This is a genomic window from Actinoplanes sp. NPDC051861 (assembly GCF_040681145.1).
Lineage (GTDB): Bacteria > Actinomycetota > Actinomycetes > Mycobacteriales > Micromonosporaceae > Actinoplanes.
Window position 1 is genome coordinate 580,002 of the sequence record NZ_JBFAYE010000003.1, and the last position, 25,628, is coordinate 605,629.

The following is a 25,628-nucleotide window of genomic DNA, read 5'->3' on the forward strand; positions in this document are numbered from 1 at the left end:
CGCGATCGGGCGTCGTCATGGTTAGGGTTGTCCCCATGACCCACCAAGTGCATGCCTTCGAGCCGCCCGAGCGGTTCGTCGCCGGGACGGTGGGCGAGCCGGGGGACCGCACGTTCTACCTCCAGGCGCGCGGTGGCGGCCGGGTGATCAGCGTCGCGCTGGAGAAGGTTCAGGTGTCGCTGCTCGCCGAGAAGCTGGAGGAGCTTCTCCTCGAGGCGAACAAGCGGTTCGGCGTCGACCTGCCCGAGGCCTCCCTGCCGACCGTGCACGACAACGAGCCTCTCGACAGCCCGGTCGACGAGGAGTTCCGGGTCGGCACCCTGGGCCTGGCCTTCGACGTGGACACCGGCACCGTCGTGATCGAGGCGATCGAGGCCGGTGAGCCCGAGGTGGACCTCTCCGGCGGCCCGCTCGGCGACGACGAGGACGAGACCGACGACGAGGACGACGACGAGCCGGACGACGACCTGGACCGGCTGCGGGTCCGGCTGACCCCCGAGGCGACCCGCGCGTTCATCGACCGGGCCCGCCGCGTGGTGGCCGCCGGCCGTCCGCCGTGCCCGCTCTGCGGCCAGCCGCTCGACCCGGCCGGTCATCTCTGCCCCCGGCACAACGGTTACCACCGGTGACGGCAGAGCCCACCGCTGTGCTTGCCGAGGCGGACGCCCTCGAGCTGCTCGGACGAGGCCGGATCGAGATCGAGGGCCGCCTTGTCGACGCGTCGAACACCACACTGCGTGCCGAGATCAGCCTCGGTGGACTGACCCGGCGCTGCGTCTACAAGCCGGTGCGCGGTGAGCGGCCGCTCTGGGACTTCCCGGACGGCACCCTGGCCGGGCGCGAGGTCTCGGCCTACCTGGTCTCCCGCGCCACCGGGTGGGACCTGGTGCCGCCGACGATCCTGCGGGACGGCCCGCTCGGCCCCGGCGCGCTGCAGCTGTGGATCGACGAGCCCGACTCCGCCTCGTCATTGATCGGCTTCGTCCCGGCTTATGACGTGCCGGAGGGCTGGTTTCCCGTGGCGGCGGCGCGGGACGACGACGGCGACGCCTACGCCCTGGCCCACGCGGACGACCCTCGGCTCGCCCGCCTGGCGATCTTCGACGCCGTGATCAACAACGCGGATCGCAAGGGCGGCCACGTGCTGTACCCGGCGACCGGCTCGGTGCACGGCGTCGACCACGGGGTGAGCTTCCACGTGGAGAACAAACTGCGGACCGTCCTCTGGGGCTGGACCGGCAAACCCCTGCCGGACGACGCCGTCGAGGTGCTCACCCGGCTGTCGGGGGAGCTCCGGAACACGCTCGGCGCCGCCCTCGAGGACCACCTGACCGTCTCCGAGGTGCAGCATGTCGGGCTGCGGGTGAAACGGTTGTTGCGGGCGTGCCGCTTTCCGCAGCCGCCGACGGACTGGCCGGCCATTCCCTGGCCGCCGATCTGAGAGGTTTAGATCACGCGCCCGGTCTCCGGCGGACACCCGCTGGATAGGCTCCGACCATGGATGCTTGGACCGGGCACGAGATCCCCAGCCTGCCGGACACGCCGGACCGCACACCGCTGCGGCTCTACGACACGGCGCGCGGTTCGGTGCAGCCCAGCACGCCGGGTTCGACCGCGACGATGTATGTCTGCGGCATCACGCCCTACGACGCCACCCACCTCGGCCACGCGGCGACGATGATCGCGTTCGACCTGGTCAACCGGTCGTGGCGGGACTCCGGGCACGACGTGGCATATGTGCAGAACGTCACCGACATCGACGACCCGCTCCTGGAGCGGGCGGCCCGCGACGGCGAGGACTGGGTGGTCCTGGCGATGCGGGAGACGGCGCTGTTCCGTGAGGACATGGAGGCGCTGCGGATGATCCCGCCGGCGCACTACGTGGGCGCGGTGGAGTCGATCCCGAAGATCGTCGCCCACGTCCTCGACCTGGTCGCCCGGGACGCCGCCTACCGCCTCGAGGACGGCACCGGCGACGTCTACTTCGACATCTCCGCGGCGCCCCGCTTCGGCTACGAGTCCCACCTGTCCCGCGAGGAGATGCTCACCCTCTCCGCCGAGCGCGGTGGCGACCCCGACCGTGCGGGCAAGCGCGACCCGCTCGACCCGCTGCTGTGGCGCGGTGCCCGCGAGGGCGAGCCGGTCTGGGACGGCGGCGACCTCGGGCCGGGGCGTCCCGGCTGGCACATCGAGTGCGCGACGATCGCCCTCGACCTGCTCGGCGACACGATCGACGTGCAGGGCGGCGGCAGCGACCTGCTCTACCCGCACCACGAGTGCTCGGCGGCGCACGCCGAGGTGCTCACCGGCGCGGCGCCGTTCGCCCGGCACTACACGCACGCCGGGATGATCGGGCTCGACGGCGAGAAGATGTCGAAGTCCCGCGGCAACCTGGTGTTCGTGTCGCGCCTGCGCGGCGACGGCGTCGACCCGATGGCGGTGCGGCTGGGCCTGCTCTCCGGCCACTACCGCACCGACCGGGACTGGACGGACGAGGTGCTCAAGGCGGGTCTGCAGCGGCTGGCGCGGTGGCGCGAGGCGGCGGCGGCGCCGTCCGGGCCGTCCGGGCTCGGGCTGCTGGGCGCGGTACGCGAGGCATTGCACGACGATCTCGACACGCCGGGCGTGTTGGCCCTGGTGGACGCGTGGGCCGAGGCGGCACTGTCCGGGGCGGGTGATGACCCCGATTCGCCCGAGTTGATGGCCCGGACCGTGAACGCCCTGCTCGGAGTGCGTTTGTAAGGTCCGACTAAATGCCCCCGGCCGCGTTGCGGACGGGGGCATTTTCGCGTCTATTCCGCACGAGAGAAGCGGGCGCCCCGCGAGACCTTAACCCCCGATTGCCGGGTCGCGGGCGAATACCAATAAATCCTGCCTAGTTGTATGTTCTCGCCGGAAATTCCCAGATTTTTGCCAGCGATTTGGGCAGACTCTTCTTCGACACACCAAACGTCCGAAAGGAAATATCATGCGTCGTACGGCCCTGTACCTTGGCGGTCTTCTGCTCGCGACTGGCGCGAGCCTCGCGATGGCCGGCCCGGCCACGGCGGCTCCGAGTGGCGGTTGCTGCGGCTACGACGACGAGGTCGTCTACGTCCAGAGTGACAACGACTGCTGCTACGACAACGGCGGCATCTACGACTACGACGACTGCAACGACGACGTCGTCTACGTCAACAGCAACCGTCGCAACCGCATCTATGGCGGCGGCACCCGGGTCATCAACACCGGCCAGTACAGCGTGGGCAACTCCGGCTACCTGAGCGGCAACAACGTGAACGTGGACCTGCTGGGTCACGTCCTGGGTGGCGGCTACGGCGACTACACCCCGCCGGTCTACGAAGAGGTCGAAGCGGTCGAGACCGACTACTAGGAAAACGGCCCGAACTGAGGCCTTCCTACCTTCGGACCCGGAGTGCTCAGGCACTCCGGGTCTGACGTTTGTCCGGGTATGTCCATTACTCTACGGTGTTCGGATCGTTACTCCACGTAGGCAATCAGCTGAAGAGGAGTCCCCGCCGGTGAGTAGAACCAAGACGCCGCCAAGCAACGTGGAGTCGGCCCGGGCGAGCGCCGCCAAAGCCGCCGGTCAGCTGCGCAGGACCGGCATCAGTACTAATCTCAAGGTGACTTTGGGCATTCTGGTCACCGCCCTGGTCGCTGTTCTGGTAGTAGTCGTCATCAACTTCCAGGGAGGCCCGCACGTGGGCCGCGCGGAAGTGATGCGCACCGACAGCAACCGCCTTTCCACCGGCGCCACGGCGCCGGAAGTCACCGTTGTCGAATTTCTCGACTTCGAGTGCGGCGGCTGCAGGGCCGCTTATGCCGACATTGAGAAATTGCGCGGCGAGTACCGCGACCGTGTCGCTTTCGTGATCCGGTACTTCCCCCTCAAAATCCATCCCAATGCTCAGAACGCGGCGTATGCGGCGGAGGCCGCCGCCCGGCAGGGCAAGCTCGAGCAGATGTACAAGACGCTGTTCGACAACCAGGCCGCCTGGGCGGGAAAGCGAGAGCCGCAGACCGCGACGTTCGAGAAGTACGCCGAGGGGATCGGACTGGACGTCGACCGCTTCAAGAAGGACGTGCGGAGCGCGGAGGTCAGGGCCCGGGTCAAGACGGACGTCAGCGACGGCACGCAACTCGGGTTGACCGGGACGCCGAGTTTCTTCGTCAACGGTGAGCCGTTCGCCGGGAAGGCCCGCTACGGGCCGCTCAAGGCCGCCATCGACGCCGCGCTCGCGAAGTGACGGCGACGCTTGACCGGGAGCTCACCGATCGGCCGGTGCTTTCCGGCCGGCTGGTCGGGTGGGTTCTCCTGTGCGCCGGGCTGGTCGGGGCGCTCGCGGCGTTCGTGCTGGCGGTGGAGAAGTTCGCGCTGCTGAAGGACCCCGGGTACCGGCCTAGCTGCTCGATCAACCCGATCCTGTCGTGCGGGTCGGTCATGACGACCGGGCAGGCCGAGGTGTTCGGCTTTCCGAACCCGCTGATCGGTGTGGCGGCGTTCCCGGTCGTGGTGGCCACCGGTGCGGCGTTGCTGGCCGGCGCGAGGTTGCCGCGGTGGTGGTGGCTGGGGATGCAGGCGGGCGCGCTGTTCGGGGTCGGCTTCGTGCACTGGTTGGCGTTCCAGAGTCTGTACAGGATCGGTGCGCTTTGCCCGTACTGTATGGCGGTTTGGGTTGTTATGATCTTGATCTTCACCTATGTCACGGTGCACAACGTCGGTGGTGTGCTGGCCCGGGTCCACACTGCCGTGCCCGTCGCCTGGCTGCTGCTGCTCGCCGGGCTGATCGGCGTCCGGTTCTGGGACTACTGGCGGACGCTGCTCTGACCGCCGCCGGCCCGGATCAGCCCGGACTCGTATGCGTAGACCACCGCCTGCACCCGGTCCCGCAGGTCGAGCTTCATCAGGACCCGCGCCACATGTGTCTTTACTGTCGCCTCGCCGACGGTGAGCGCGGCGGCGATCTCCCCGTTCGACATGCCGCGGGCCATCAGTCGCAGGACGTCGATCTCGCGGGGCGTCAGATCGTTGAGCTCGGGCGGCGGGACCGGTCCGGGGCGCCCGGCGAACGCGGAGATGACCCGGGTGGTGACCGCCGGATCGAGCAGTGCCTCGCCGGCCGCCACCACCCGGATCGCGGTGATCAGATGTTCCGGGGAGGAGACCTTCAGCAGGAAGCCGCTGGCGCCGGCCTGCAGCGCCCGGTACAGGTTCTCGTCAGTGTCGAACGTGGTCAGCACGATGATCCGGGGCGGGTTCGGTGTGGACAGCAGGGTGCGGGTGGCCGTCAGGCCGTCCTGCCGCGGCATGGCGATGTCCATGAGCACGACGTCGGGCCGCAGGCGCCGTGCCACCGAGACCGCCTCGGCGCCGTCGCTCGCCTCGCCGATGACGTTCATGTCGGGCTCGGTCTCGATCACCATGCGGAGGCCGGCGCGCAGCATCCGCTGGTCGTCGGCGATCACGACACTGATCTTCGCGGGGCTGTCTGCGCCTGCCTCGTTCATCGGCCCGCCACCGGGAGACGGGCCTCGATCGCGAAGCCGCCCGCTTCCCGGGGGCCCGCGGTCAGGTCGCCGCCGAACAGCGTGACGCGTTCCCGCATCCCGATCAGGCCCTGACCGCCACCGCCGGCCGGCGCGAGGACCGGGCCGTCGTTGACCACGCCGAGGTGCAGGCCGTCCTCCCGGTACGCCACCGTCAGCTCGGCCGTCGTGGCCTGCGCGTGTTTCAGCACGTTGGTCAGCGCCTCCTGGACGATCCGGTACGCCGACAGGTCGACGGCCGGCAGCAGCGGCACCGGGTCGCCGAGCCTGGTGACCCGCAGTTTGAGGCCGGCCTCGCGTACCTGCCCGACCAGGTCGTCCAGTCCGTCCAGCCCGGCCGGTGCCTGCGCGGAGCCGTCACCGCGCAGCAGTCCGAGCGTACGGCGCAACTCCGTCACCGCGTCCCGCCCCGACGACTCGATGCTCTCCAGCAGTTGACCGTCCACGGGAAGTCCCGCGTCCAGGCGCCGCCGCACGACCCCGGCCTGGATCACCATGACGGTCACGCTGTGCGCCACCATGTCGTGCAGCTCCCGGGCGATCCGGACACGCTCCTCCATCACGGCCTCGCGCGCCTGCCGCTCCCGGAACGACGCCTGAATGCCCGCCGCCTCGGCCAGCCGGCGCGCCTGGAACGAGACGACCACCCCTAGGACGTACGGCGACACGGGTATGAAGATGTCGATCATCGGGTCCTGCGGGTTGAACCGGTAGTAGGTCGCCACCGTGAAGACGATCGTGGCCACGCCCAGGGCGCCCCGGCGGTCGACCGGCGGCACCCAGCGCCCCACCGTGTACGCGCAGATGATCATCGAGACCACCTGCCACAGCCGGAAGTTGACCGTCTGCTCACCGGCGATCGTCGCCTCGACGTAGAACAGGTCCACGACGCTCAGCGCGTTCGGGATCATGGCGAGCAGCGGGATCAGCCGGCGCACCAGGATCAGCAGGGCGAAACCGGTCAGCGCGAGCGGCCACCAGGCGCCCGGCATGTCGATCAGGAGCTCCTCGAGCAGGGCGAAAGCCACGAATCCCGCGGTCACCGCCACGTCCGAGCGCCGGATCCGCCTGAGTTGTCGCCTCAACACGGGTCGAACCTACGGCCCCGGCGCCCTCGCCCGAACCCACCCCGAGGATGACGGCCCGTCCGCCTCGCGGGGGAGAGCCGATCACTCCGCATGCGGGCGACGCCGCGGCCGGCCGTTCGTAACGTTCCCGCCGACGTTCGACAACGAGGGGACAAACGACGATGTGGCGTAAAGCAGCGGCCGCGAGCCTGGTGGCCGCGCCGATCCTGCTGGCGGTGGCGACCGGGGTGGACCCGGCACTCGGCGACGATCAGGGATATGGCATCTATCGGCAACATCCGGACGCGGTCCAGGCCCATTCACTCCTGCTGCATTGGGCGTGGGCTCTGTTCGTACCCGGTCTGCTCGGTCTTCTGACCCCCATCCGGCGCCGCGGCGCCGTGCTCGCGCGCATCGCCTGGCTCGCGGTGATCTTCGGCCTGATCACTTTCTCCGCGCTGATGGCCAACGACTTCTTCCTGCTCGCCCTGGAGCAGACCCTGCCGGACGCGCGGGTCCAGGTCGTCGACGAGCGCTTCCTGGCACTCAGCGTGACCGTCGCCGGCTGGCAGTGGCCCGGTCTCGCCGGCTGGGCCCTGTCGCTGATACTCACCCCGATCGCGGCCGCCCGCGCCGGCGTCATCAGCTGGCGTGTCGCGGCCGGGGCGCTGGCGGGCATGGCGCTCTACCTGGCGTTCGCCATCTCACCGGTGCCGCTCTGCCTGCTCGGCCCGGTCGTCATGACGGTCGCCTACACGTTCGCCGCACGCAGCCTGCTCGATCCGGCCTCGGCTGCGCCTTCGGAACCTGACACTTTCGGGACCTTCCGTCGCCGCTTCGGCCTCTTTTCGATGTACGCGGCGCCGCTCACGTTCGCGGCGGGAATGGCCACGGTCCCGGACTGGTCCGGTGACGTCGCGGACAGTGTGGCAAGTCCGGTGTTGACACAGGTCAGTGCGCTGTTCCTGCACTACGCCTGGGTCCTGTTCGTCCCGGCCGTGCTGATGATCGCCGCCCAGACGATCCGTTCGTCCGGGCTCGAGGCCTCCACCGGCGGGGCCGGCGCGGCTTCTTCCTCGGGTGGCGTGGTTCCCTCCTTCGGAGGCCCGGACCGGAGTGCTTCCCGGGCGGCTCGGTTCACCGGGGTTGCCGCGGGGGTCACGGTGCTTGCGCTGATCAACTTCAGCGGGCTGATGGTGGGTGACAGCGCCGATCTGGCCGCCCGCCAGGCCCTCGACCCCGCCACAGCCGAGAAGGTGAGCGAGACGATGGGCGGTCTGGCGGCGTTCACGTTCGGCTGGGCGCTACCCGGCATGGCCCTGACCCTCCTCGGCCTGATCGCCGTCCCGATCGGCGCCGCCGTAGCGGGCGCCACTCGCTGGTGGACCGCCGCCCTCTCCACAGCCGGGATCGTCGCGTTCCTGGTCGCCGGCCTCGGCCCGATCGGCGTGACCGGCCCGTTGCTGCTCCTCGCGGGCTTCGCGCTGATGGCCCGCGACTTCCGGCGCCCGGCTGTGGGTGAGGCCGTCCCGAACTCACCCACAGCCACCCCCACCACAGCCTGACCACCCCCGACCCACCGGCCCGTCCCGCCGGCCCATCCCACCGGCCCGTCCCGCCGGCCCATCCCACCGGCCCGTCCGGGTGCGTCCCGCCGGGTGCGTCCCGCCGGGTGCGTCCCTCAGGGTGCGTCCCGTTGGCGTGGCCCTCCCACCCGGCGTGTCCGGCCGGCGCGGCCCACGGGCGTGGCACGCCGAGCGGCGCGGCCTACCCGCTCGGCGTGGCCTTCCGGCGGCGGGCCACCTGGGCGCGGCACGCTCACTGTCTGGCCGGCCCGCTCCATTCGCCTTCCGAGGGAGCACGACGTGGGGAACGCGACCGAGGGGAGCGCGACCGAGGGAGCCCGACGGAGGGGAGCACGACGTGGGGAGCGCGACGGGGGGCGACGTGGGGCGACGTGGGGAGCGCGATGCGGGGAGGTGGGGGGTCAGAGGAGTTCGGCGTCGTGGACCAGTAGGGCTATCTGGACTCGGTTGTTGAGGTCGAGTTTCTGCAGCAGGCGGGAGACGTGGCCCTTCACCGTCGGGAGGCTCATGGTCAGGTCGGTGGCTATCTCGGCGTTGGAGCGGCCCTGGCCCACCCGCACCGCTACCTCGCTCTCGCGTTCGGTCAGGGTGGACAGGCGGGTTCGGGCCTGTGCCCGGCGGGTGCCCGCCGACGGGTCGGCGACGTGGTCGATGAGGCGGCGGATCACGGTGGGGGAGAGGCTTGCGGCGCCGGAGGCCACCGTTCGTACGGCCGTGAGGATGTCGCGGGGTGGTGTGTCCTTGAGCAGGAAGCCGCTCGCGCCGCCGCGGAGGGCCTCCAGCACGTACTCGTCCGCGTCGAACGTGGTCAGCACGATCACCTGGGGTGCGCCCGGCCGGGCCCGGATGCGGCGGGTCGCGACCAGGCCGTCGACGCCGGGCATGCGGATGTCCATCAGGATCACGTCGGGCCAGTGGGCGCCGGCCAGCGTGATCGCCTGTTCGCCGTCGCCGGCCTCGGCCACCACCTCGATGTCCGGCGAGCCGCCGACGAGGATCCGCAGTCCGGCCCGGACCAGGGGGTCGTCGTCGACGATCGCCAGCCGGACGGGGCGGTTCAACGCGGCCACGGCAGCTCGGCCTCCAGGCGGAACTCGCCTCCCGCGGCGCCGTACCTGACCTGCCCACCGGCGAGCGACACCCGCTCGCCGATGCCGACCAGACCCTGCCCCGGACGAGTGCCGAGCGCGGTACCCGTACCCGAGAAGGGGTTGATGATCGTGATCCGGAGACCGTTTCCGGCCTCACCCGCGAGGCGCACCGCGGCGGCCGGCCGAGTGCCGTGCTTGCGCGCGTTGGTCAGTCCTTCCTGGACGATTCGATAGGCCGTCCGTCCGAGAACGATCGGCGGCTCGTCCGGCGGTACCGCGGAGGTGAAGTCCACCGCCATCCCCGCGTCCCGAGCGCTTTGCACCAGTTCATCCATGTCCGCCAGGCCGGGCTGCGGCGGTTCGGGACGGCCGCTGGGCACGCCGACCACCGCGCGCAACTCCTCGAGGGCCTCGTGCGCGCTGGTCCGGATGGCGCCCGCCGCGATGCTCAGCTCGTCGGGAGAGACCTGACCGCGCACCTCCAGCGCACCCGCGTGGAGGCTGATCAGCGACATTCGATGGGCGAGGACGTCGTGCATCTCGCGCGCGATCCGTGCACGCTCCGTGAGGCGCGCCTGCTCCTCCATGCGTGCGGCCTGAGCACGCAGCGAGGCCGTGAGCCGTCGGTAGGCCTGCATGAACAGCCCCCAGCCGAGTGCCGCTACGGTGATCACCGTGCGCAGCAGGAAGTCGACCCAGACGTCGTAGGCGGGGTTGTCGTGCAGCAGGAAGTAGATGCCGCCGGTCGCGACGTTCACGGCTCCGAGCAGCAACAACACCGGTGGCCGCAGGCGGATCGCGGCGGTGAACAGCGCCATGGTGATCGCGCCGGTGGCCATCACGGAGATCGCGCCGAAGGGCAGCAGTGCCACTGTCAGGCCGAGCGGCCGCCGCCGGCGGATCACCAGAGCGGCGGCGCAGACCAGGCCTACCGCCACGTCCGCCTGCCACGGCAGGAACGCGCCGGGATCTTTGGCGTCACCCAGCGTGACCATCACCGAGCCGTAGAGCACGGCGATCAGCACGGCGAGCGCGTCGGCCAGCCGGTCGCGCAGGACCGCACGGCCGCCACCGGGCTCCGGCACCAGCAGGGCGAAGAGCATGCGGGCAGCCTAAGAGGTGGGCGCGCCGCGGCGGCACCTACCAAAGTAGGGCCCGGCACGGTTCCGCAGGCCGGTGCGCGGCCGCCCCGGCGACGGCGATCGTTTCGCCATGACCGAAAAGAGAATCAGGTGGGCGGCCGCGATGATCATCGCCGCGGGGTGGGGAGCGCTCTCCGCATGGTGGACGCCGCGCGGGCCGCTGACCAACGTGGAGGCGATCTGGTCGATAGTGATCAGTGCCGCGGTGGGCGTCGGCGCGGGCTTGGCGACGCGGTCGCGCTGGGCGATCCCGCTGACCCCTTTGATGTACGCGACGACACTCGAACTCTGCCGCATCACCGTGTCCGGCCCTTCCGTGGACGCACCGCACGCCAGCGCGTTCGGCCTCGTCGCGCTGATCACCGGCCGGGGCGTGCACGGGCTGCTGTCGTTGCTGCCGATGGCAGTGGGCGCGGCATGCGGCCGGGCTCTCGGCGCCGCCGGAAGGGCTCGCGGTGGCCCGGGCCGAACCCGCGCCGTCGCCGGCCGCGTCCTGCTCGGGCTGTCCACCGCGGTCGTGATCGCCGTCGCGGCACTGGTCGCCCTGCCCGCCCGTACCGCACCCGTCCCGGGCGGCGTCGCGGAGCTGACCACTGTAGACGGCCTCGGCGTGATGATCCGCGGCGTCGACACCTCACGGCCGGTGCTGCTGTTCGTGCCCGGCACGCCCGGTGGCTCGGAGGTCGGCGCGATGCGGCTGCACCTCGCCGAGCTGGAGATGCACTTCGTCGTGGCGACCCTGGACCGCCGCGGCGGTGGCGCCTCCTATCCCGCCCTGTCGCCCGGCAGGCTGACCGTCGACGGCACCGTGGCGGACATCCTCACGGTCACCGACCACCTCCGGGCGCGCTTCCGGCAGGACAGGATCTATCTGCTGGCCTTCTCGGGCGGATCCGTCGCGGGCGCGCTGGCCGCCTCGCGGGCACCGTCGAAGTATCGCGCCTACATCGGCACCGGGCAGACGGTCGACGTGCGGGCGAGCGACGAGATCTTCTACGCCGACATCCTGGCGTGGGCCCGGGCCGGCGGTCGCGACGACCTGGTGCGGCAGCTGTCGTCACAGGGGCCGCCGCCCTACCCGGACTTCTGGTCCTACGAGCCGATCGTCCTGCATGAGAACCAGGCGTACGGCCAGAACGCGCCCGCCGTCGACATCGACGTCCCGGAGTTCACGATGCTGCAGAAGGCGCACACGCTGACCGCCGTCATGGACACGTGGTCGATCCTCTACCCGCGGATGCAGGAGACCGACCTTCGCCGGGAGGTGCCGAGTCTGACGATTCCCGCGTACTTCATCCAGGGTGAGAACGAGATGCGGGGTCTGTCCGTTCTGTTCGAGCAGTGGTACACCGCTCTGCGGGCGCCGAGCAAGCGCCTCGACGTGATCCCCGGCGCCGGCCACCGGGCGATGTTCGAGGAGCCGGCCCGGTTCGTGGCGATCCTGGCGGCGCTCGGCTGAACTTTCTCGCCATCTGCGGTACCGCTATCGGCTGTATAGCTATCACGACCGCTTCATGCCACTCTGGGGTCACGTACGCCAGGAGGCACACGATGGTCGTCTTCTACCGAGGTCCGCGCGCCCTGATCACCGACGAGACGTTCGAGGCGGGGCGCTTCCGCGTCGCCCTGTGTTCGCTCTCCGACGTTCGTCAGGTCGAGCGCGACGAGCGGGACGGGCGGCGCGCGCGACTGCGGGCGGTGGGTCTCGTCAGCGGGGCGGGTGCGATGGCCGTGATCCCCTTCCTCGACGCCGCCGGCCCGGTGCAGGCCGCCTCCTGCGCGCTCGTGGCGATGGCCTGCGCCGGATTCTCGCTGAGCCCCGAGCGCAAGATCGCGTTCGACCTGGTCGGCGTGCGGGACGGCCGGGTGACGGTGTTGTTCAGCTCCGCCGATCCACGGGAGTTCGGGCAGGTCTCCCGTGCCTTGCGGAGAGCCCTTGAATACCAGCGGGCGGGGGCATGAATTGACATCGACCCGAAGCGGTTATCGAAGTCATTATCGGAAAATTGTATTGTGTGGAGGCACCCTCGTTCTCAGGAAGGTAATCGAATTCATGAAAGAGCTGCCTCGCGATTTCCCGGCGGTCTCCCGGCGTCGGGTTCGCCGCGCTCTGCGTGCCGAGCGGGAGGCCGCGGGGTGGAGCCAGGGCGAGGTGGCGCGGCGGCTGGAGTGGTCGCTGTCCAAGATGCAGCGGATCGAGACCGGTGAGGTCACGGTCTCCGGCACGGACCTCAGGGCACTGCTTGATCTGTACGGGGTGACCGACCCCGACCGCGTCGCCGCTCTGATGGAGGACTCCCGGATCGCACGCCGCGAGCGCTACTGGGTGCCCGGCGAGTTCCGCGAGTACCTGCCGCCCGGCCTGGTGCAACTCGTTCAGTACGAGAGTGTCGCCACCGCGATCCGCGCCTACCAGCCGCATCTCGTTCCCGGGCTGCTGCAGACCACCGACGTGGCGAAGGCCGTCCTGGACTGGTGGGCGGGCGAGACGGCGGAGGCCGGCGACGGTGTGCGGGTGCTGGACGAGACAGCCACCGAGGCGCGTCGTTCCGCGCGGTTGTGGCGGCAGCGGCTGGTGCTCGGGCGCGAGGATCCGCCGGAGTATTCTGTGCTCCTCGACGAGTCGGTCATCCAGCGGGTGATCGGCGGCCCGGGACTGATGGCCGACCAGCTGGATCACCTCGCCACCGTCGGCGGGAATTCGAATGTCAGGATTCGTCTGATCCCGGCGGACTCGGACGGGATCATCGGCATGGCCGGCCCGTTCACGATTATCGAGCTGGGTTCAGGCGACGCTGTTCTGTACCGGGAGAACGACACTCGGGACTCGCTCTCCGAGGACGCCGACAGGGTCGCCGTCCATCAGAAGAGATTCGAACGCTCCTGGCTGGGTGCGTTTGACGAAGAAGAAAGTCATGCGCGTATCACCAGCCGGGCATCCTGGCTCCGGTCGTCGACCGGGGGAGGATAACACCAACCCAATCGCCCTGGGGAGGAAGAAAAATACATGTCGAATGCGGTGTTGTACTGGAGGCGCAGTTCCTTCTGCGCGGACGGCGCCTGTGTCGAGGCGGCGGCTGACGGCGATGACGTTCTGGTTCGTGACAGCAAGAACCTGGACCAGCCGCATCTGCGGTTCAGAAAGCCCGATTGGAACGAATTCCTCGACGGAATCGCAGGGACCGGCGGGCGCCCGTCTTTCTGACAAATAGGAACGCCGGTGCGGCGGCGACCATGGCCGCACCGGCGTTTCTCAGGCCAGGGCGAAACCCGGATCGGGCCCGGGTTCCGGAGCGGGTGCCGGGATCCGGTATTCCTCGGTGAGCGTCGTCATCGGCCCCGGCCAGGTCGCCTGCGCCACCTCGATCGGCTTGCGGGTCTCGTCGAACGCCACGTGCAGCAGGTGCAGCACCGGTGTGTCCGGGCGGATCTGCAGGATCTCCGCCTCCTCCCGGCTCGGCTGGCGTGCGCTGATCGTGTCCGTCGCCCAGGTGTAGGCGCGGCACAGTTCCTCCTCCGCCTCCTGGTACAGCGGCCGGCCGAACGCCTCCATCCGCTCCAGCGAGGTGCCGTTCGCGTCGGTCACCCGGAACCAGGACGCTCCGACCTCGACGGTCGCCTCCTCGGTGCGCACCACGTGCCGGCGCACCAGCAGTTCCGTACCGTCGCGCACGCCGAACGCGTCGGCCACCTCCGGCGGCGCGGGCTCCCGGCCGACCGAGGTGAGCTGCTGCCGGTACCGCGCGGCCAGGTCGGCGTGGTATCCGCGGTGCACACCGTAACGGCCACGGGACAGGCGGTTGAGGCGGCGGCGGGTGCCCCGGACGTAGGTGCCGGAGCCGGGTTTGGTGATCAGGATTCCTTCGAGGCGGAGCTGGTCGACCGTACGCTGAACGGTTTGTTTGGCGACGCCGAACATCTCCGCCATGGCCGGGATGGACGGCAGCCGCTCGCCCGGTCCCCAGTCTCCGCGCCGGATTCGCTCACGCAGCTGGGCGGCGATCTGCCGATGCGGGAATTCGGCGGCGCCCGGGTTGATCGTCATCTGACCTCCGAACCACTGGCTAGGCTCCTAGGATGCGGTATGGAGTGCGGTTGTCGTCGATGACACGCCGTTGTCCGCAGGGAAACTGCCCGCTGGCAATGTGCCATATGGCGATTAATTGTGTTTGACTTCGTGTGATAGCGAGATTGGCGAACACTTTCGAGTGACCCACCGTTTGGCTACCGTTCCGTTCCGTGTATGACGGCCATCTGCCACTTGGCACCGCTTGCGGTCCCTGAGTATCATGAGTCAAGCATTCGGACGGGGCGGCGCCAGAAGCGGTTTGATCCCGTAAGAAATGCTCTAGAACGGGTTCCCCGGTTTGGTGATTTGTTGTTCGAAAGGGCGGTCAAATGCCCGGCGATGTCGCGGAACTCGTTGCCATCTTTCTCGTTTTGATCGGTCTGTAAATCGCGGCCGAAATGCTGGTCGCGGAGCCAGAGAAAGGTACCTGCGATGGTCGAATCCACATTGGAGTGGAGTCGGAGCTCGTTCTGTGCGGATGGCGCTTGCGTCGAGGTGGCACCTCGCGGAGACGGCTGGGTGTCGCTCCGGGACTCGAAGAACCCTGATCAGCCGCCGCTGGAGTTCTCCAGCCTCGACTGGGACGGATTTCTCGCGAGAGTGGTGGCAGGGGAGTACCGCGACCTCTGACCGCGGCAGATAGCAGGCGGCGCACGTCCTGGTCAGGACGTGCGCCGTTCAAAAAGCCGTCTTACCAGGAGCCGGCGGTTGGGCCGGCCGAACCGCCGCGGCGGCGCAGGTACTTCTCGAACTCGCTGGCGATCTCGTCGCCGGTCAGCGGCTGGATCCCGGCGTCACCGACGCGCTCCTCCAGCTCGCGCACGTACTCCCCGAGCTCCGCGTCCTGTTCGGCGGCGGCGCGTACCCGCTTCTCCCACTCGTCGGCCTGCTCGGCCAGGTCCGCCATCGGGACCGGCAGGTCGAGCACGTCCTCGATGCGGCTCAGCAGGGCGAGGGTGGCCTTCGGGCAGGGCGGGTTGTTCGCGTAGTGCGGCACGTGCACCCAGAACGACAGGGCGTCCAGCTCGGCGCGGGTGGCGGCCTCCTGCAGCACCCCGACGATGCCGGTGGGCCCGTCGTAGCGGGTCGGCACCACGTTGTACTTCTCGGCGCTCTCCCGGTCCGACGCGCTGCCGCTGATCGGCAGCGGCCGGGTGTACGGCACGTCGGCGAGCAGAGCCCCGAGCAGCACGATCCGGTCGACGGCGAGGCTGTGGCAGATCTCCAGCACGGACTCGCAGAACGTGCGCCACCGCATGCTCGGCTCGATGCCGCGGATCAGCACGACGTCACGGTCCGCGCCGGGCGGGCTGGCGACCATGAAACGCGTGGTCGGCCACTCGATCTTTCGGGTCTCACCCTCGGCCATGGTGATGGTGGGCCGGCTGACCTGGAAGTCGTAGAAGTCCTCGGGATCGATGCTGGCGACCTCACGGGCCTCCCAGACCTGCTCGAGGTGTTCCACGGCCGCGGTCGAAGCGTCCGCAGCGTCGTTCCAGCCCTCGAAGGCGGCGATGGCCACGGGGGAGCGGAGCAGCGGAAGGCCGTCGAACTCAGTCATGGGAGACAGCCTACGTGCGGGTTCGGGCATGCACCCGTCGGCGGGCTCGGTGTGCCGCGCCACGGCTGTTTGCGCCCAGACCTTTCCGATTTCTCGCATAATTCGGCATATGAGCGAGCATGTCGACCAGGTCCTTGGCCCGACCGACGACACCGTCAGCTTCATCCAGGCACGCGGGATGTTCTATGTCACCACGCTCTGGGTCCTGGCCGCGTGCTGGGTGCCCATGCTCGCGCTCACCCTCCTGATCAAGATGGCCGCCGGGTACCGCCTGACCGGCGGCGACATCGTGATCTATCTGGAGGCCACGCTGATCGTCCCGGCCGTCGTGGCCGCCCTGATCCTGCTGCTGTTCTGGCGCCGCCTCGGCTGGCTGCACACCTCCGTGCACGGCATCGACTTCGCCGCCACCGGGCGCCGGCCGGTTCATCTGCCGTGGTCCGGCATCGCGTCGGTGGCGCTGCACGGGCGGGGCCCGTTCACCGAGCTGGTGATCACGCCGGTCGCCGAGGACTACGTGACCGTGCTGCCGGGCCGGGGCGGCCCACCCCGGGTGCGGCGGCGGGGCGCCGAGTCCGCGTACGTCGTCGATGTCGGCCTGATGTCCCCGGGGCCGGAGGTCCTGCTCGCCGAGCTGCACCGCCGGGTGCCCAGCAAGGTTTGACACGAGCGGCGCGCGCCGTTAGCTTTTCACCTGTCCGTTAATTAACGGGAGGGTTAAATGGCTGACGACCGGCTGAGCGTGATCTTCGCGGCGCTCGCCGACCCGACGCGGCGCGCCATCCTCGCGCGCCTCGCCGACGGTGAGGCGACCGTGACCGAGCTCGCCGAGCCGTTCGACATCAGCCTCCCGGCGATCTCCCGCCACCTGAAGGTCCTGGAGAACGCCGGTCTGATCTCCCGCAGCCGCTCCGCGCAGTGGCGCTCCAGCCGTCTCGAGGCCGCGCCGCTGCGCGAGGCCACCGCATGGATGGAGCGTTACCGCCGGTTCTGGGACGACAACTTCGCCCGGCTCGACGCCCACCTCAAACGTCTCCAGGAGTTGAAGCAATGACCGACCTCGTGATCACCCGCATCTTCGACGCGCCCCGCGAGCTGGTCTACCGTGCCTTCACCGACCCCGACCAGCTGTCCGCCTGGTTCGGCCCGGTCGGCTGGTCGGTGCCCCGCGACAGCGTCGACATCGACCTGCGTGTCGGCGGCCACCAGCGCTTCACCATGGTCAACGAAGCCGATCCGTCGATGAAGTCCCCGCAGAACGCCACCTTCGTCGAGGTCGTCGAGAACGAACTCCTGGTCGGCGAGGAGAGCGTCGCCCACATCCCCGACTTCGGCGCCGAGGTCCTGCGCCTGCGCATCGAGTTCCACGACGAGGAGGACGGCCGCACCCGCGTGGTCCTCACCCAGAGCCCCTTCCCGGAGGCGATGGCCGACAGCGCCCGCGGGGGCTGGGGCAGCAGCTTCACCAAGCTCGACAAGCTCCTCTCCTGACCGCCTCCGATTGACGGAGGTTGGTAGCGTCGACGGAGTTCGATGCGGGGAGGACCGGATGACGGCGCGATCCGATGCGGCCGACGATCTGATCATCTCGGCGGCGCGCCGTGCCGTCGCCGAGCTGGCTCCCGAGGAGGAGCCGTTCTTCGACGAGGTGGCGCGGGCGTGGCGCGCGGGAAACCGGTCCAGCCCGGGTTCCTCGGTCGGCTTCGGCGTCGACGAGATCCTCATGACCGAGCTGTTCCTCCAGACCATCGCGGGCGCGGTCGGCGAGGTCCTGGTCGTCGGCGGCGGCCTGCTGGCCCGCCGCCGCTGGAAGAGGCGACGCGCCGGATCGGATGAGGCCCAGCCTGCTACCGAGGAGGCCCCGGCCGCCGTGGAGACGGCGGCGGAGGAACCCCCGGCAGCCGTGGAGACGCTGGTGGTCGAGGAGGCCGCCGGCCGGGACCAGAGGCTGCGGGAAGCGGTGCGCCGGCACGCCGTCACCCTGGGGCTCACCTCCGAGCAGGCGGACCTGCTTGCGGACGCGGTGATCGGCGCGCTCGGTCCCGACTCGCCGTGACCTCGCCGGACCGGCCCCGGGCGACGTCCCTGGGCTGGGTCTACGTACTGCTCGGCGGTGCCGTCGTGATCATCGGTGCGACGGCCGGCCGGGTGTTCTACAGCGGCACCGACGCGAACCTCGCCGGCAGCATCGCGATCGACCGGTGTCATCGGCGATTCCCGCTGCCGGAGTCCGTCAACGACTGGAACGAGCCACAGGTGCGGGCGCTGTTCCGGTGCGCCGTGGACGCCACGCGGACCTCCCAGCTCACCGTGCTGACCGTAACGCTGCTGGTGGTCGCGGCGATCGGGATGCTGACCGTCCTGCTGCCGATGGCCGACCGGTGGCGGCTGCGCGGGCAGTTCGGCCGCTACCGCGTTCCGGCCGCCGAAGCTGCTTTCGGCCGCCTCCGCGAAGAGCACGGCCTCGCCGGCCGACGACAACCCACCCTGCTGGTGGCGGGACCACCGGTCCGGCAGGCGTTCACCACGGCACTGCCGGGCGGCGTGCCCCTGGTCGTTCTGCCGCTGGCGGTCGCCCTCCGCGCGGACCACGAACGCTTCGCCGCGACGGTACGCCACGAGTTCGGCCACATTGCCGCCCGCGACATCCGCTGGGTCGCGGCACTGCGCGGCCTGAGCCTCGGCGCCGTGCCGATCATGCTTCTCGTGGTCGCCTCCCGCTATGCCGCGGGCCTCCGGGGGTACGCGGCGGACCTCGGCCTGCTGGCCAGGACGACGCTTGTCGCGCTCGGTGTGGCCCTGCTCGCCGCCGCCCTGCTCCGGCGGCGCGAACACGAGGCCGACCGCTACGCCGTGGCCACCGGCGGCGAGGCGGCCCTGCTCGCGGCGCTGGCCGCCCCCACACCACCGAGCCGGTGGCGGCCCTTCGCCCGCCACCCGTCCGCCACCGACCGGATCAGGGCGGTGCACACGCCGGTAGGGGTGACCGAGGGCGGCTTCGTGCACGCGCTGGTCGCCGGCGTGGTGGCCGCGAGCGTGGCCAACACCATCGACCAGGTCTTCATCTTCACCGGCATGTATGTGACAGACGTCCCGATCGTCGTCTCCTCGGCGGTGGCGCTGGTACTGACGGGCGCCCTGCTGCCGTCCCTGATCCGGCTGGCGGCACACCCCGGGTCCGCGGGTTCCGCTCCGGACTCCGCTGAGCGGGTCGCGATGCGCACCTGGTGGCGCCCTGTGGCCGGCGCCGCTGTGGGGCTGGTCCTCGGTGGGTACCTGTGGCCGAGCCATCCGCAGGACCTGCGAACCGGGTTCCTCAACGTGCCGGGCTGGGAGGGCGCGGCCCGGTCCACCCTGGCGCTCAGCCTGGCAGGAGCGGCCGTAGCCGGAATCCTCGCGCTGCTGTCCGAGGTGATGGCGGGCGTGGACGCTCGATGGCGGGACGTCACGGGTGCGGCCCACCCCGGCCGCCGATGGCTGGCGGCGACGGCGGCGATCGCGGGCGTGTGCGCCGGTGCCTCGCTGCTCTTCGCTGTGGATGCGCTCCATGGCGCAGCCGACGGTGCGGACGCGGTGACGCGGGGCCTGAAACTCACGCGCGACTCCTGGATCCTGCTCGGCCTGGCATTGCCGATCGCCCTGGCGGTGTTGCTGCGCGCCCGCCGGGTGCCGGAGGGACTACCGCGGCCGCCGGTCCGTGGTGTGCGCGCGGTGTTCTGGGCGGCGGTGTGCACCGGTGGCGCAGCGGTCGTCGCCCACTCGACGCTGCTGTACTTCACCCTCGACCACGTGCGCTGGCTCAAGCTGGGCGTCGAGCGGGTCTGGCTGGCGGCCCTGACCGCGCTCGCGGTGGTGCTGATCGTCGGCCGGCGCTCCGGTTCCACCGGTCTGGCCCGCGCGGTGGTCAGCGGCGTCGCTGCCGGCACCGCGATCGGCGCGGCGCACCTGGGCGCCGAACTGGCGGCCGGCCGCCGGCCGTCGGTTTTCCTCCTTCAGGCGACGATCGCGGCATCGGTCGTGTTCACGCTGGTGCTGATCCTGCTGCTGATGCCGCTACTGCTCAAACTGGCACAGCCGGCGGGACGAGGGGCGGAGGCTCCGGCGGGCCGAGAGGGTTCGGCGGGCCGAGAGGGTTCGGCGGGCCGAGAGGTGGAGGCTCCGGCGGGACAGGGGGCGGAGGGTCCGGCGGGACGGGATGCGGGGCGGGATGCGGAGCGGGTGGGAGCGGAGCCGGCCGAACCGGCGGGATCAGGGCCGGGCCAGGTGGCGGAACAGCGCCCGGCGGGGGAGTCGCGGAGCGCCGGGCGCCGCGGCGTGGCAACCCTTGTGGCCGGTGGTGTGATCGCGGCGGCCGTGTTGCCCGCGCTGATACACGCGACGCCGACCGCGAACGTCCGGGCGGCAGTGCCCTCGCCGCCGCCGGTCACGCCCTCGGTGGCTGAGCCGCTGTCGCCGGGGGTGAAGGATCCGGGTCGTGTCATCGAGCCGGGCGACGGCCGGCGGATCGTCGCGGCTGCGCGGGATGTCTTGCCTGGTCACTGGGTTTCCGAGCCGGTGGTGGAGGGGCATCGGGACGAGCCGAGGGAGACGGCGGATCCGCCCGCGTGTGAAGGACTGGCGAACGACGACTTCGTGGACCGCTGGGGCATGACGCGGCGGGGGGAGTTCAGCGGTTCGTACCACACGAAGGACGAGGGCGGCGCGGTCGTCAACAGTTCGCTGATCGTCACGCTGACGACGGCCGCCGAGCCGCTGCCCGCGCGCGCGAAGGCGGATGCCGTGGAGACCGTGGCGAAGTGCCCGGCCTGGTCCACGCCGGGCGGCAACGCGCGGACCGGGCCGATCGAGGTGCGTGTGACTCCCGGTGGCGAACCCGGGCTGGGCGAGCAGAGCTGGTCGGTCCGTTACACCATGCAGGACAACCTGCTCAGCGGCTCCTTCATCGACGTCTGGGTGATCGTCGGCCACAATGTGGTGCGGCTGCGGTACACCGCGATCGAGGAACCGATCGACCCGGCGCTGCTGGGCGGCGCGCTGCTGCGCACCATGACCGCGATGACGATTTGAACAACCGCCGCGAGCCCGGCCGCAGCGCCGGCCGCGGCTCCGGGTGCGGCGTGGCGGCCCCGCACAGCGCTGTGACCCCGGCACGGGGCCAGGGTCACAGACAACGGGTGCCGCCAGTCCGAGCGGCGGCACGAGGGTGCCGCCAGTGCGGGCGGCGGCAGGAGGGTGCCGCCAGTGCGGGCGGCGGCAGGAGGGTGCCGCCAGTGCGGGCGGCGGCAGGAGGGTGCCGCCAGTCCGGGCGGCGGCGCTGAGGAGGCGGGCCGCCCGGAGCGTGGTCAGTCGTGGGCGATGGCGCCCAGGACGTTGAGGCGGGCGGCCCGGATCGCCGGTGCCACGGCGGCGATGACGCCGACGAGGGCGGCCAGGGCCAGGTACGTGCCCATGCGGGTCCAGGGGAGGACCAGTTCGGTGATGCCGTCGTTCTCCAGGGCCTTGGTGACCGCGCTGCCCAGGCCGGCGCCGACGACCACGCCGAGGAGGGCGCCGAAGACGGAGATGACCACGGCTTCCACGGTGACCATGCGCATGGTCTGGGCGCGGCCCAGGCCCACCGCGCGGAGCAGGCCCAGCTCGCGGGTGCGTTCGAGGACGGACAGGGCAAGGGTGTTGACGACGCCGAGTACCGCGATCAGGATCGCCAGGCCCAGCAGGATCTGGATCATCGTGATGATCTGGTCGAACTGGGCGGCCTGGGCGTTGACGAAGGTCTGCTGGTCGGTGGCGGAGACCTCGGGGCTGTCCGCCAGCAGGTCCTTCACCTGCGGGAGGACGGACGAGACCGCGACGCCGTCGTCGAGGCGGATGTAGCCGAGGACCGGCTGGGTGATGCCGAAGTCCTTGATCGCGGCCGCCGGCATGATGATGCTGCCGGGCAGGGTGTCCTCCGCGAAGATCAGGGCCACGGTGTACGTGTGCTCCTCACCCCGCGACGCCTGGATCGCCACCTTCGTCCCCGTCTGCCAGCCGCGCTCGGTGGCCTCCGGGGCGTGCACCGCGATCTGGTCGTCGCGCAGCGTGGCGGCGTTTGTGCCGTACGCCTGCCCGAGGACGGCGAGGTCCTCGGTTGCGGCCACGTAGACGCGCTCGCCACCGATCGCCACCAGGTCGTTGTAGAGTCCGGCAGCCGCGCGTACGCCGGTGATCCGGGACGTCTTGTCCAGCACCGCCGGGTCGTACGTCGGTGGCCGCGGCCCGTTCAGATCGCCGCTGATCATGATCTGGGCCTTGAGGATCCGCGCGGCCTCGGCCTTGAGGCTGCTCTTCGCCGAGTCCATGATCACGGTGACGCCGGTGACCAGCGCGATGCCGACCATGAGGGCGGCCGCTGTGATCGCGGTACGCCGCGGGTTGCGGCCCGAGTTGAGCCGGCCCAGCCGCCCCGGCACCGACCAGGCGAAGAGCCGACCGAGCATCGACACGACCGGCTTGCTGATCAGCGGGGTGAGCAGCGCGATGCCGATGAACGTGACCAGCACCCCGCCGAGGATCAGCCAGAGTGTGGCGTCACCGGCGTCGGCGAACAGCCCGACGCTGAGGGCGGCCGCCCCGGCGGCGGTGACCACCGAACCGAAGACCGTGATCCTGGTCAGCGGCCGATCGGGCGTGGCGACGTCCTGCATCGCCGCGACCGGGGCGATCCGGGAGGCGCGCAGCGCGGGCAGCACCGCCGCGACCACGGTCACCACGATCCCGACCACGAACGAGCTGATGATCGCGGACGGTGGAACGCCGATCGGGGCCAGGTCCAGCCCGCCGCCGCCCATGCTGCTGAACAGCGCGCCCAGCCCGGCGCCCGCACCGACGCCGGCGGCCAGGCCGAGGACCGCGGCGATCAGGCCGACGATCACCGCCTCCACCAGCACCGAGTTGATCACCTGGCGGCGGCTCGCGCCGATCGCGCGCAGCAGAGCCAGTTCCTTGGTGCGCTGGGCGACCACGATCGAGAACGTGTTGAGGATCAGGAAGATCCCGACGAACAGCGCGACACCGGCGAAGCCCAGCAGGATCTGGTTGAAGAAGCTGATGCCCTCCTTCAGGCTGGCCGAGTTCTCGTCGGCCAGTTGCTCGCCGGTCCGCACCTCGTAATCGGCGCCGAGCACCGGCGCGATCCGGTCACGCAGCGCCTCCGGGGTGACGTCGTCGGCGGTGCGCACGGTCACCGAGGTGAACACGTCCTTCTCGCCGAGCATGAGCTCCTGCGCGACGGGCGTGGTGAACGCGACCTCCTGCAGGCCGCCGATGCTGTCCCGGTCACCGGCATACCCCCAGATGCCGACCAGCGTGAACTCGCGCTTGGGCTGCTGGGTGAGCACCGGGACGGTGTCGCCGATCCGGTAACCGGACAGCGAGGCGGTGGTCGCGTTCATCGCGATCTCGCCGGGCGCCTCCGGGCCCCGTCCCTCGCGGAGCTGCAGCAACTCGTCGGTGCCGGTCCAGTTGGTGCCGATCCGTGGCGGCCCCATCGAGGTGAGCACCTTGCCGTCGGACCCGATCACACGGGCACCGTCCGAGTCGACGCGGCCGACGGCAGCGCGTACCCCCGAAGTGTTTTTGATCTTGTCCACGACGGAAGCCGGCAGCGGCGTCGCGACCTCTTCACCCTCGAACTCCGACACCTCGACGTTGGGCTTCGCGGAGACCGAGACGTCCGTCGTCGAGTAGGCGTCGGAGAAGATCGCGTCGAACGTGCGGTTCAGCGTGTCGGTGAGAACCAGCGCGCCGGACACGAACATCACCCCGAGCACGACCGCCAGGCCGGACAGGATGAGCCGCAGCTTGCGGGCGAGCAGGCTCTTCAGCGTGGCGCGCAGCATCAGAGCATCACCGGGGCGGTGTGCGTGTCCAGCCGCTTCATCGTGTCCAGCACGGTCTCGGCGGTCGGGTTCGCCAGTTCGTCGACGATCGCGCCGTCGGCCAGGAAGACCACCCGGTCGGCGTAGCTCGCGGCGACCGGGTCATGCGTGACCATCACGATCGTCTGGCCGTGCTCGCGCACGCTGTCGCGCAGGAAGCCCAGCACCTCGGCGCCGGAGCGCGAGTCCAGATTGCCGGTCGGCTCGTCGGCGAAGATCACATCGGGGCGGCCCATCAGCGCCCGCGCGCACGCCACCCGCTGCTGCTGGCCGCCGGAGAGCTGGCTGGGCCGGTGCCCGAGCCGGTCCTGCAGGCCGACCGTCTTGATCACGATGTCCCACCACTGCGGGTCCGGCTTGCGGCCGGCGATGTCCAGCGGCAGCCGGATGTTCTCCGCCGCGCTCAGCGTGGGCAGCAGGTTGAACTGCTGGAAGATGAACCCGATCCGGTCGCGCCGCAGCCGGGTCAGCGCCTTGTCGTTCAACTTGGTGATCTCGGTGCCGCCGACGTGCACGGTTCCCTTGTCGACCGTGTCCAGCCCGGCCAGGCAGTGCATGAGCGTCGACTTGCCGCTGCCGGACGGTCCCATGATCGCGGTGTACCGGCCGCGCCCGAAGTCCGCGCTGACCCCCCGGAGCGCGACGACGCGAGCCTCACCCGACCCGTAGACCTTCCAGACCTCGTCCGCCCGCGCCGCCACCGGCACACCGGTATCCGTCGCTGTCACGATTCCCCCTCGTTGTTCACCGTCGTGGTCCGGCCGGGGCGCCTGTCCCCGGCCGGCCAGATCAGTGTTGCGGCGCGCGGGGGCGCGGGCGTCAGCCCCGAGGGTGACCGGGTGCGGAGATTTCGCTGGGGGTGACCACCCAGCCCGGCTCAGGGACACCCCGGATTCCGGGTAAGAGGGTCTACCGTGGAACGACCCGTCCAGGAGGAGCGCATGCGCCGACTTCTGCTCGCTCTCTTGCCTCTCACCCTTCTCACCGGCTGTCTGGCTCCCGCCGAGGACACCGGGCCCGCGCCCGCGCCCACCACCAGCGCCGTCGACCCGCAGGACGGCAGCGACACGCCGGAGGAGTTCGCCGGCGACATCGAGGCGTCACGAACCATCGCGGAGGAATACTGGGCTGAGCGACTCGGCTCCGGCTTTCAGCCGATCAACGACCTGATTGCGTACGAGAGAAGCGGCGAAGTTGATTGCGCGGGTGAGCCGCTGCCACGGAACAATGCCGTGTACTGCTCGGCCGGTGACTTCATCGCGTACGACGTGAACTGGGCGTACGCGGCGTTCCAGCAGATCGGTGACGCGTTCGTGTTCTACCTGCTCGGACACGAGTACGCGCACGGGATCCAGGCGCGACTCGGCATCCGCAAGCAGTTCACCATCGAGCAGGAGCTCCAGGCCGACTGCATGGCGGGCGCTTTCATCGGCGACAAGGTGCGCGAGGACCGGCTGCGGATGCAGGACGACGACACCCGGGAACTCGCGGACGGCCTGGCGGCGGTCGGTGACGATCCGGGCCAGCCGTGGTTCGCGGAGGGCGCGCACGGTACGGCGGAGCAGCGGATGGACTTCTTCGCCAAGGGGTACGAGAACTCCCTCGAGGAGTGCGGGCTCTGAAATGCAGTGTCGGTCACATTC

Annotated in this window: 26 protein-coding genes; 18 read left to right on the forward strand and 8 right to left on the reverse strand. The window is 70.4% G+C overall.

The genetic code is table 11. The features are described from left to right. Nucleotides 1-35: 35 nt before the first annotated feature. From AB0M02_RS13475 to AB0M02_RS13500, 6 genes are all read left to right on the forward strand, one after another. Complete coding sequence (locus tag AB0M02_RS13475; RefSeq protein ID WP_364225670.1) at nt 36-629, forward strand: DUF3090 domain-containing protein; 594 nt, start codon at nt 36-38, stop codon at nt 627-629. Between the two features lie 17 nt (nt 630-646). Further along, a complete protein-coding gene (locus tag AB0M02_RS13480) occupies nt 647-1,441 on the forward strand; it encodes an SCO1664 family protein (RefSeq protein ID WP_364226071.1) in 795 nt (264 codons plus the stop codon). Between the two features lie 56 nt (nt 1,442-1,497). Then, nucleotides 1,498-2,742 carry a cysteine--1-D-myo-inosityl 2-amino-2-deoxy-alpha-D-glucopyranoside ligase gene (gene mshC, locus AB0M02_RS13485; RefSeq protein WP_364225673.1) on the forward strand — a complete coding sequence of 415 codons (1,245 nt, stop codon included), beginning with the start codon at nt 1,498-1,500 and terminating at the stop codon, nt 2,740-2,742. A 226-nt stretch (nt 2,743-2,968) separates the two neighbouring features. Next, nucleotides 2,969-3,373: a hypothetical protein gene (locus tag AB0M02_RS13490; RefSeq protein WP_364225676.1), complete on the forward strand. Its 405-nt coding sequence runs from the start codon at nt 2,969-2,971 to the stop codon at nt 3,371-3,373. A gap of 148 nt (nt 3,374-3,521) precedes the next feature. After that, entirely contained in the window at nt 3,522-4,250 is a 729-nt protein-coding gene (locus AB0M02_RS13495; RefSeq protein WP_364225679.1) for a thioredoxin domain-containing protein, read from the forward strand. A 35-nt stretch (nt 4,251-4,285) separates the two neighbouring features. Beyond that, on the forward strand, nt 4,286-4,831 hold the full coding sequence (locus AB0M02_RS13500; protein WP_364226074.1) for a vitamin K epoxide reductase family protein: 546 nt from the start codon (nt 4,286-4,288) through the stop codon (nt 4,829-4,831). On the opposite strand, the gene AB0M02_RS13505 is transcribed toward AB0M02_RS13500, so the two are convergent. Together AB0M02_RS13505 and AB0M02_RS13510 are read right to left on the reverse strand one after the other, a co-directional pair. Next, nucleotides 4,810-5,511: a response regulator transcription factor gene (locus AB0M02_RS13505; protein ID WP_364225682.1), complete on the reverse strand. Its 702-nt coding sequence runs from the start codon at nt 5,509-5,511 to the stop codon at nt 4,810-4,812. The genes AB0M02_RS13500 and AB0M02_RS13505 overlap by 22 nt on opposite strands. After that, nucleotides 5,508-6,638, reverse strand: a complete 1,131-nt coding sequence (locus AB0M02_RS13510) for a histidine kinase (protein ID WP_364225685.1) — start codon at nt 6,636-6,638, stop codon at nt 5,508-5,510. The genes AB0M02_RS13505 and AB0M02_RS13510 overlap by 4 nt, the downstream gene beginning before the upstream one ends. Nucleotides 6,639-6,799: 161 nt before the next feature. Here AB0M02_RS13510 and AB0M02_RS13515 point away from each other — a divergent pair, with 161 nt between their 5' ends. Next, on the forward strand, nt 6,800-8,182 hold the full coding sequence (locus AB0M02_RS13515; protein WP_364225688.1) for a hypothetical protein: 1,383 nt from the start codon (nt 6,800-6,802) through the stop codon (nt 8,180-8,182). A gap of 422 nt (nt 8,183-8,604) precedes the next feature. Here the strand turns inward: AB0M02_RS13515 and AB0M02_RS13520 are convergent, their stop codons facing one another. Together AB0M02_RS13520 and AB0M02_RS13525 are read right to left on the reverse strand one after the other, a co-directional pair. Beyond that, nucleotides 8,605-9,273, reverse strand: a complete 669-nt coding sequence (locus tag AB0M02_RS13520; RefSeq protein WP_364225690.1) for a response regulator transcription factor — start codon at nt 9,271-9,273, stop codon at nt 8,605-8,607. After that, on the reverse strand, nt 9,261-10,397 hold the full coding sequence (locus AB0M02_RS13525; protein ID WP_364225693.1) for a histidine kinase: 1,137 nt from the start codon (nt 10,395-10,397) through the stop codon (nt 9,261-9,263). The genes AB0M02_RS13520 and AB0M02_RS13525 overlap by 13 nt, the downstream gene beginning before the upstream one ends. A 109-nt stretch (nt 10,398-10,506) precedes the next feature. On the opposite strand from AB0M02_RS13525, the gene AB0M02_RS13530 reads away from it, so the two are divergent. The 4 genes from AB0M02_RS13530 (at nt 10,507) to AB0M02_RS13545 (ending at nt 13,641) form a co-directional block, all read left to right on the forward strand. After that, a complete protein-coding gene (locus tag AB0M02_RS13530) occupies nt 10,507-11,895 on the forward strand; it encodes an alpha/beta hydrolase (RefSeq protein WP_364225696.1) in 1,389 nt (462 codons plus the stop codon). Nucleotides 11,896-11,987: 92 nt separating this feature from the next. Continuing rightward, nucleotides 11,988-12,398 (forward strand): DUF6232 family protein, encoded by a 411-nt coding sequence (locus AB0M02_RS13535; protein ID WP_364225698.1) that lies wholly within the window; start codon nt 11,988-11,990, stop codon nt 12,396-12,398. Nucleotides 12,399-12,489: 91 nt separating this feature from the next. Continuing rightward, the gene (locus AB0M02_RS13540) at nt 12,490-13,407 is read left to right on the forward strand and encodes a helix-turn-helix transcriptional regulator (protein ID WP_364225700.1); all 918 of its coding nucleotides are present in this window, start codon (nt 12,490-12,492) and stop codon (nt 13,405-13,407) included. Between the two features lie 36 nt (nt 13,408-13,443). Then, nucleotides 13,444-13,641, forward strand: a complete 198-nt coding sequence (locus AB0M02_RS13545; RefSeq protein WP_364225703.1) for a DUF397 domain-containing protein — start codon at nt 13,444-13,446, stop codon at nt 13,639-13,641. Between the two features lie 48 nt (nt 13,642-13,689). Here AB0M02_RS13545 and AB0M02_RS13550 read toward each other — a convergent pair whose 3' ends face one another. Continuing rightward, a complete protein-coding gene (locus AB0M02_RS13550) occupies nt 13,690-14,481 on the reverse strand; it encodes a GntR family transcriptional regulator (RefSeq protein WP_364225706.1) in 792 nt (263 codons plus the stop codon). Nucleotides 14,482-14,937: 456 nt separating this feature from the next. On the opposite strand from AB0M02_RS13550, the gene AB0M02_RS13555 reads away from it, so the two are divergent. Continuing rightward, nucleotides 14,938-15,135, forward strand: a complete 198-nt coding sequence (locus AB0M02_RS13555; protein WP_364225708.1) for a DUF397 domain-containing protein — start codon at nt 14,938-14,940, stop codon at nt 15,133-15,135. 61 nt (nt 15,136-15,196) lie between these two features. On the opposite strand, the gene AB0M02_RS13560 is transcribed toward AB0M02_RS13555, so the two are convergent. Next, a complete protein-coding gene (locus AB0M02_RS13560; RefSeq protein WP_364225711.1) occupies nt 15,197-16,066 on the reverse strand; it encodes a PAC2 family protein in 870 nt (289 codons plus the stop codon). Nucleotides 16,067-16,175: 109 nt separating this feature from the next. Here AB0M02_RS13560 and AB0M02_RS13565 point away from each other — a divergent pair, with 109 nt between their 5' ends. The 5 genes from AB0M02_RS13565 to AB0M02_RS13585 are packed head-to-tail and all read left to right on the forward strand — an operon-like array spanning nt 16,176 to nt 21,133. Continuing rightward, the gene (locus AB0M02_RS13565) at nt 16,176-16,730 is read left to right on the forward strand and encodes a hypothetical protein (protein ID WP_364225714.1); all 555 of its coding nucleotides are present in this window, start codon (nt 16,176-16,178) and stop codon (nt 16,728-16,730) included. 57 nt (nt 16,731-16,787) lie between these two features. Then, nucleotides 16,788-17,120, forward strand: a complete 333-nt coding sequence (locus tag AB0M02_RS13570) for a metalloregulator ArsR/SmtB family transcription factor (protein WP_364225716.1) — start codon at nt 16,788-16,790, stop codon at nt 17,118-17,120. Next, a complete protein-coding gene (locus AB0M02_RS13575; RefSeq protein WP_364225719.1) occupies nt 17,117-17,557 on the forward strand; it encodes an SRPBCC domain-containing protein in 441 nt (146 codons plus the stop codon). The genes AB0M02_RS13570 and AB0M02_RS13575 overlap by 4 nt, the downstream gene beginning before the upstream one ends. A 58-nt stretch (nt 17,558-17,615) precedes the next feature. Beyond that, on the forward strand, nt 17,616-18,122 hold the full coding sequence (locus tag AB0M02_RS13580; protein ID WP_364225722.1) for a hypothetical protein: 507 nt from the start codon (nt 17,616-17,618) through the stop codon (nt 18,120-18,122). Beyond that, nucleotides 18,119-21,133, forward strand: coding sequence for a M48 family metalloprotease (locus tag AB0M02_RS13585; protein WP_364225725.1), 3,015 nt, complete (start codon nt 18,119-18,121; stop codon nt 21,131-21,133). The genes AB0M02_RS13580 and AB0M02_RS13585 overlap by 4 nt, the downstream gene beginning before the upstream one ends. A 275-nt stretch (nt 21,134-21,408) precedes the next feature. On the opposite strand, the gene AB0M02_RS13590 is transcribed toward AB0M02_RS13585, so the two are convergent. Both AB0M02_RS13590 and AB0M02_RS13595 read right to left on the reverse strand, forming a co-directional pair. Beyond that, nucleotides 21,409-23,946 carry an ABC transporter permease gene (locus AB0M02_RS13590; RefSeq protein WP_364225728.1) on the reverse strand — a complete coding sequence of 846 codons (2,538 nt, stop codon included), beginning with the start codon at nt 23,944-23,946 and terminating at the stop codon, nt 21,409-21,411. Beyond that, nucleotides 23,946-24,713: an ABC transporter ATP-binding protein gene (locus tag AB0M02_RS13595; RefSeq protein WP_364225731.1), complete on the reverse strand. Its 768-nt coding sequence runs from the start codon at nt 24,711-24,713 to the stop codon at nt 23,946-23,948. The genes AB0M02_RS13590 and AB0M02_RS13595 overlap by 1 nt, the downstream gene beginning before the upstream one ends. Before the next feature lie 213 nt (nt 24,714-24,926). Here AB0M02_RS13595 and AB0M02_RS13600 point away from each other — a divergent pair, with 213 nt between their 5' ends. Beyond that, a complete protein-coding gene (locus tag AB0M02_RS13600; RefSeq protein WP_364225733.1) occupies nt 24,927-25,607 on the forward strand; it encodes a neutral zinc metallopeptidase in 681 nt (226 codons plus the stop codon). The last annotated feature ends 21 nt before the right edge of the window (nt 25,608-25,628 follow it).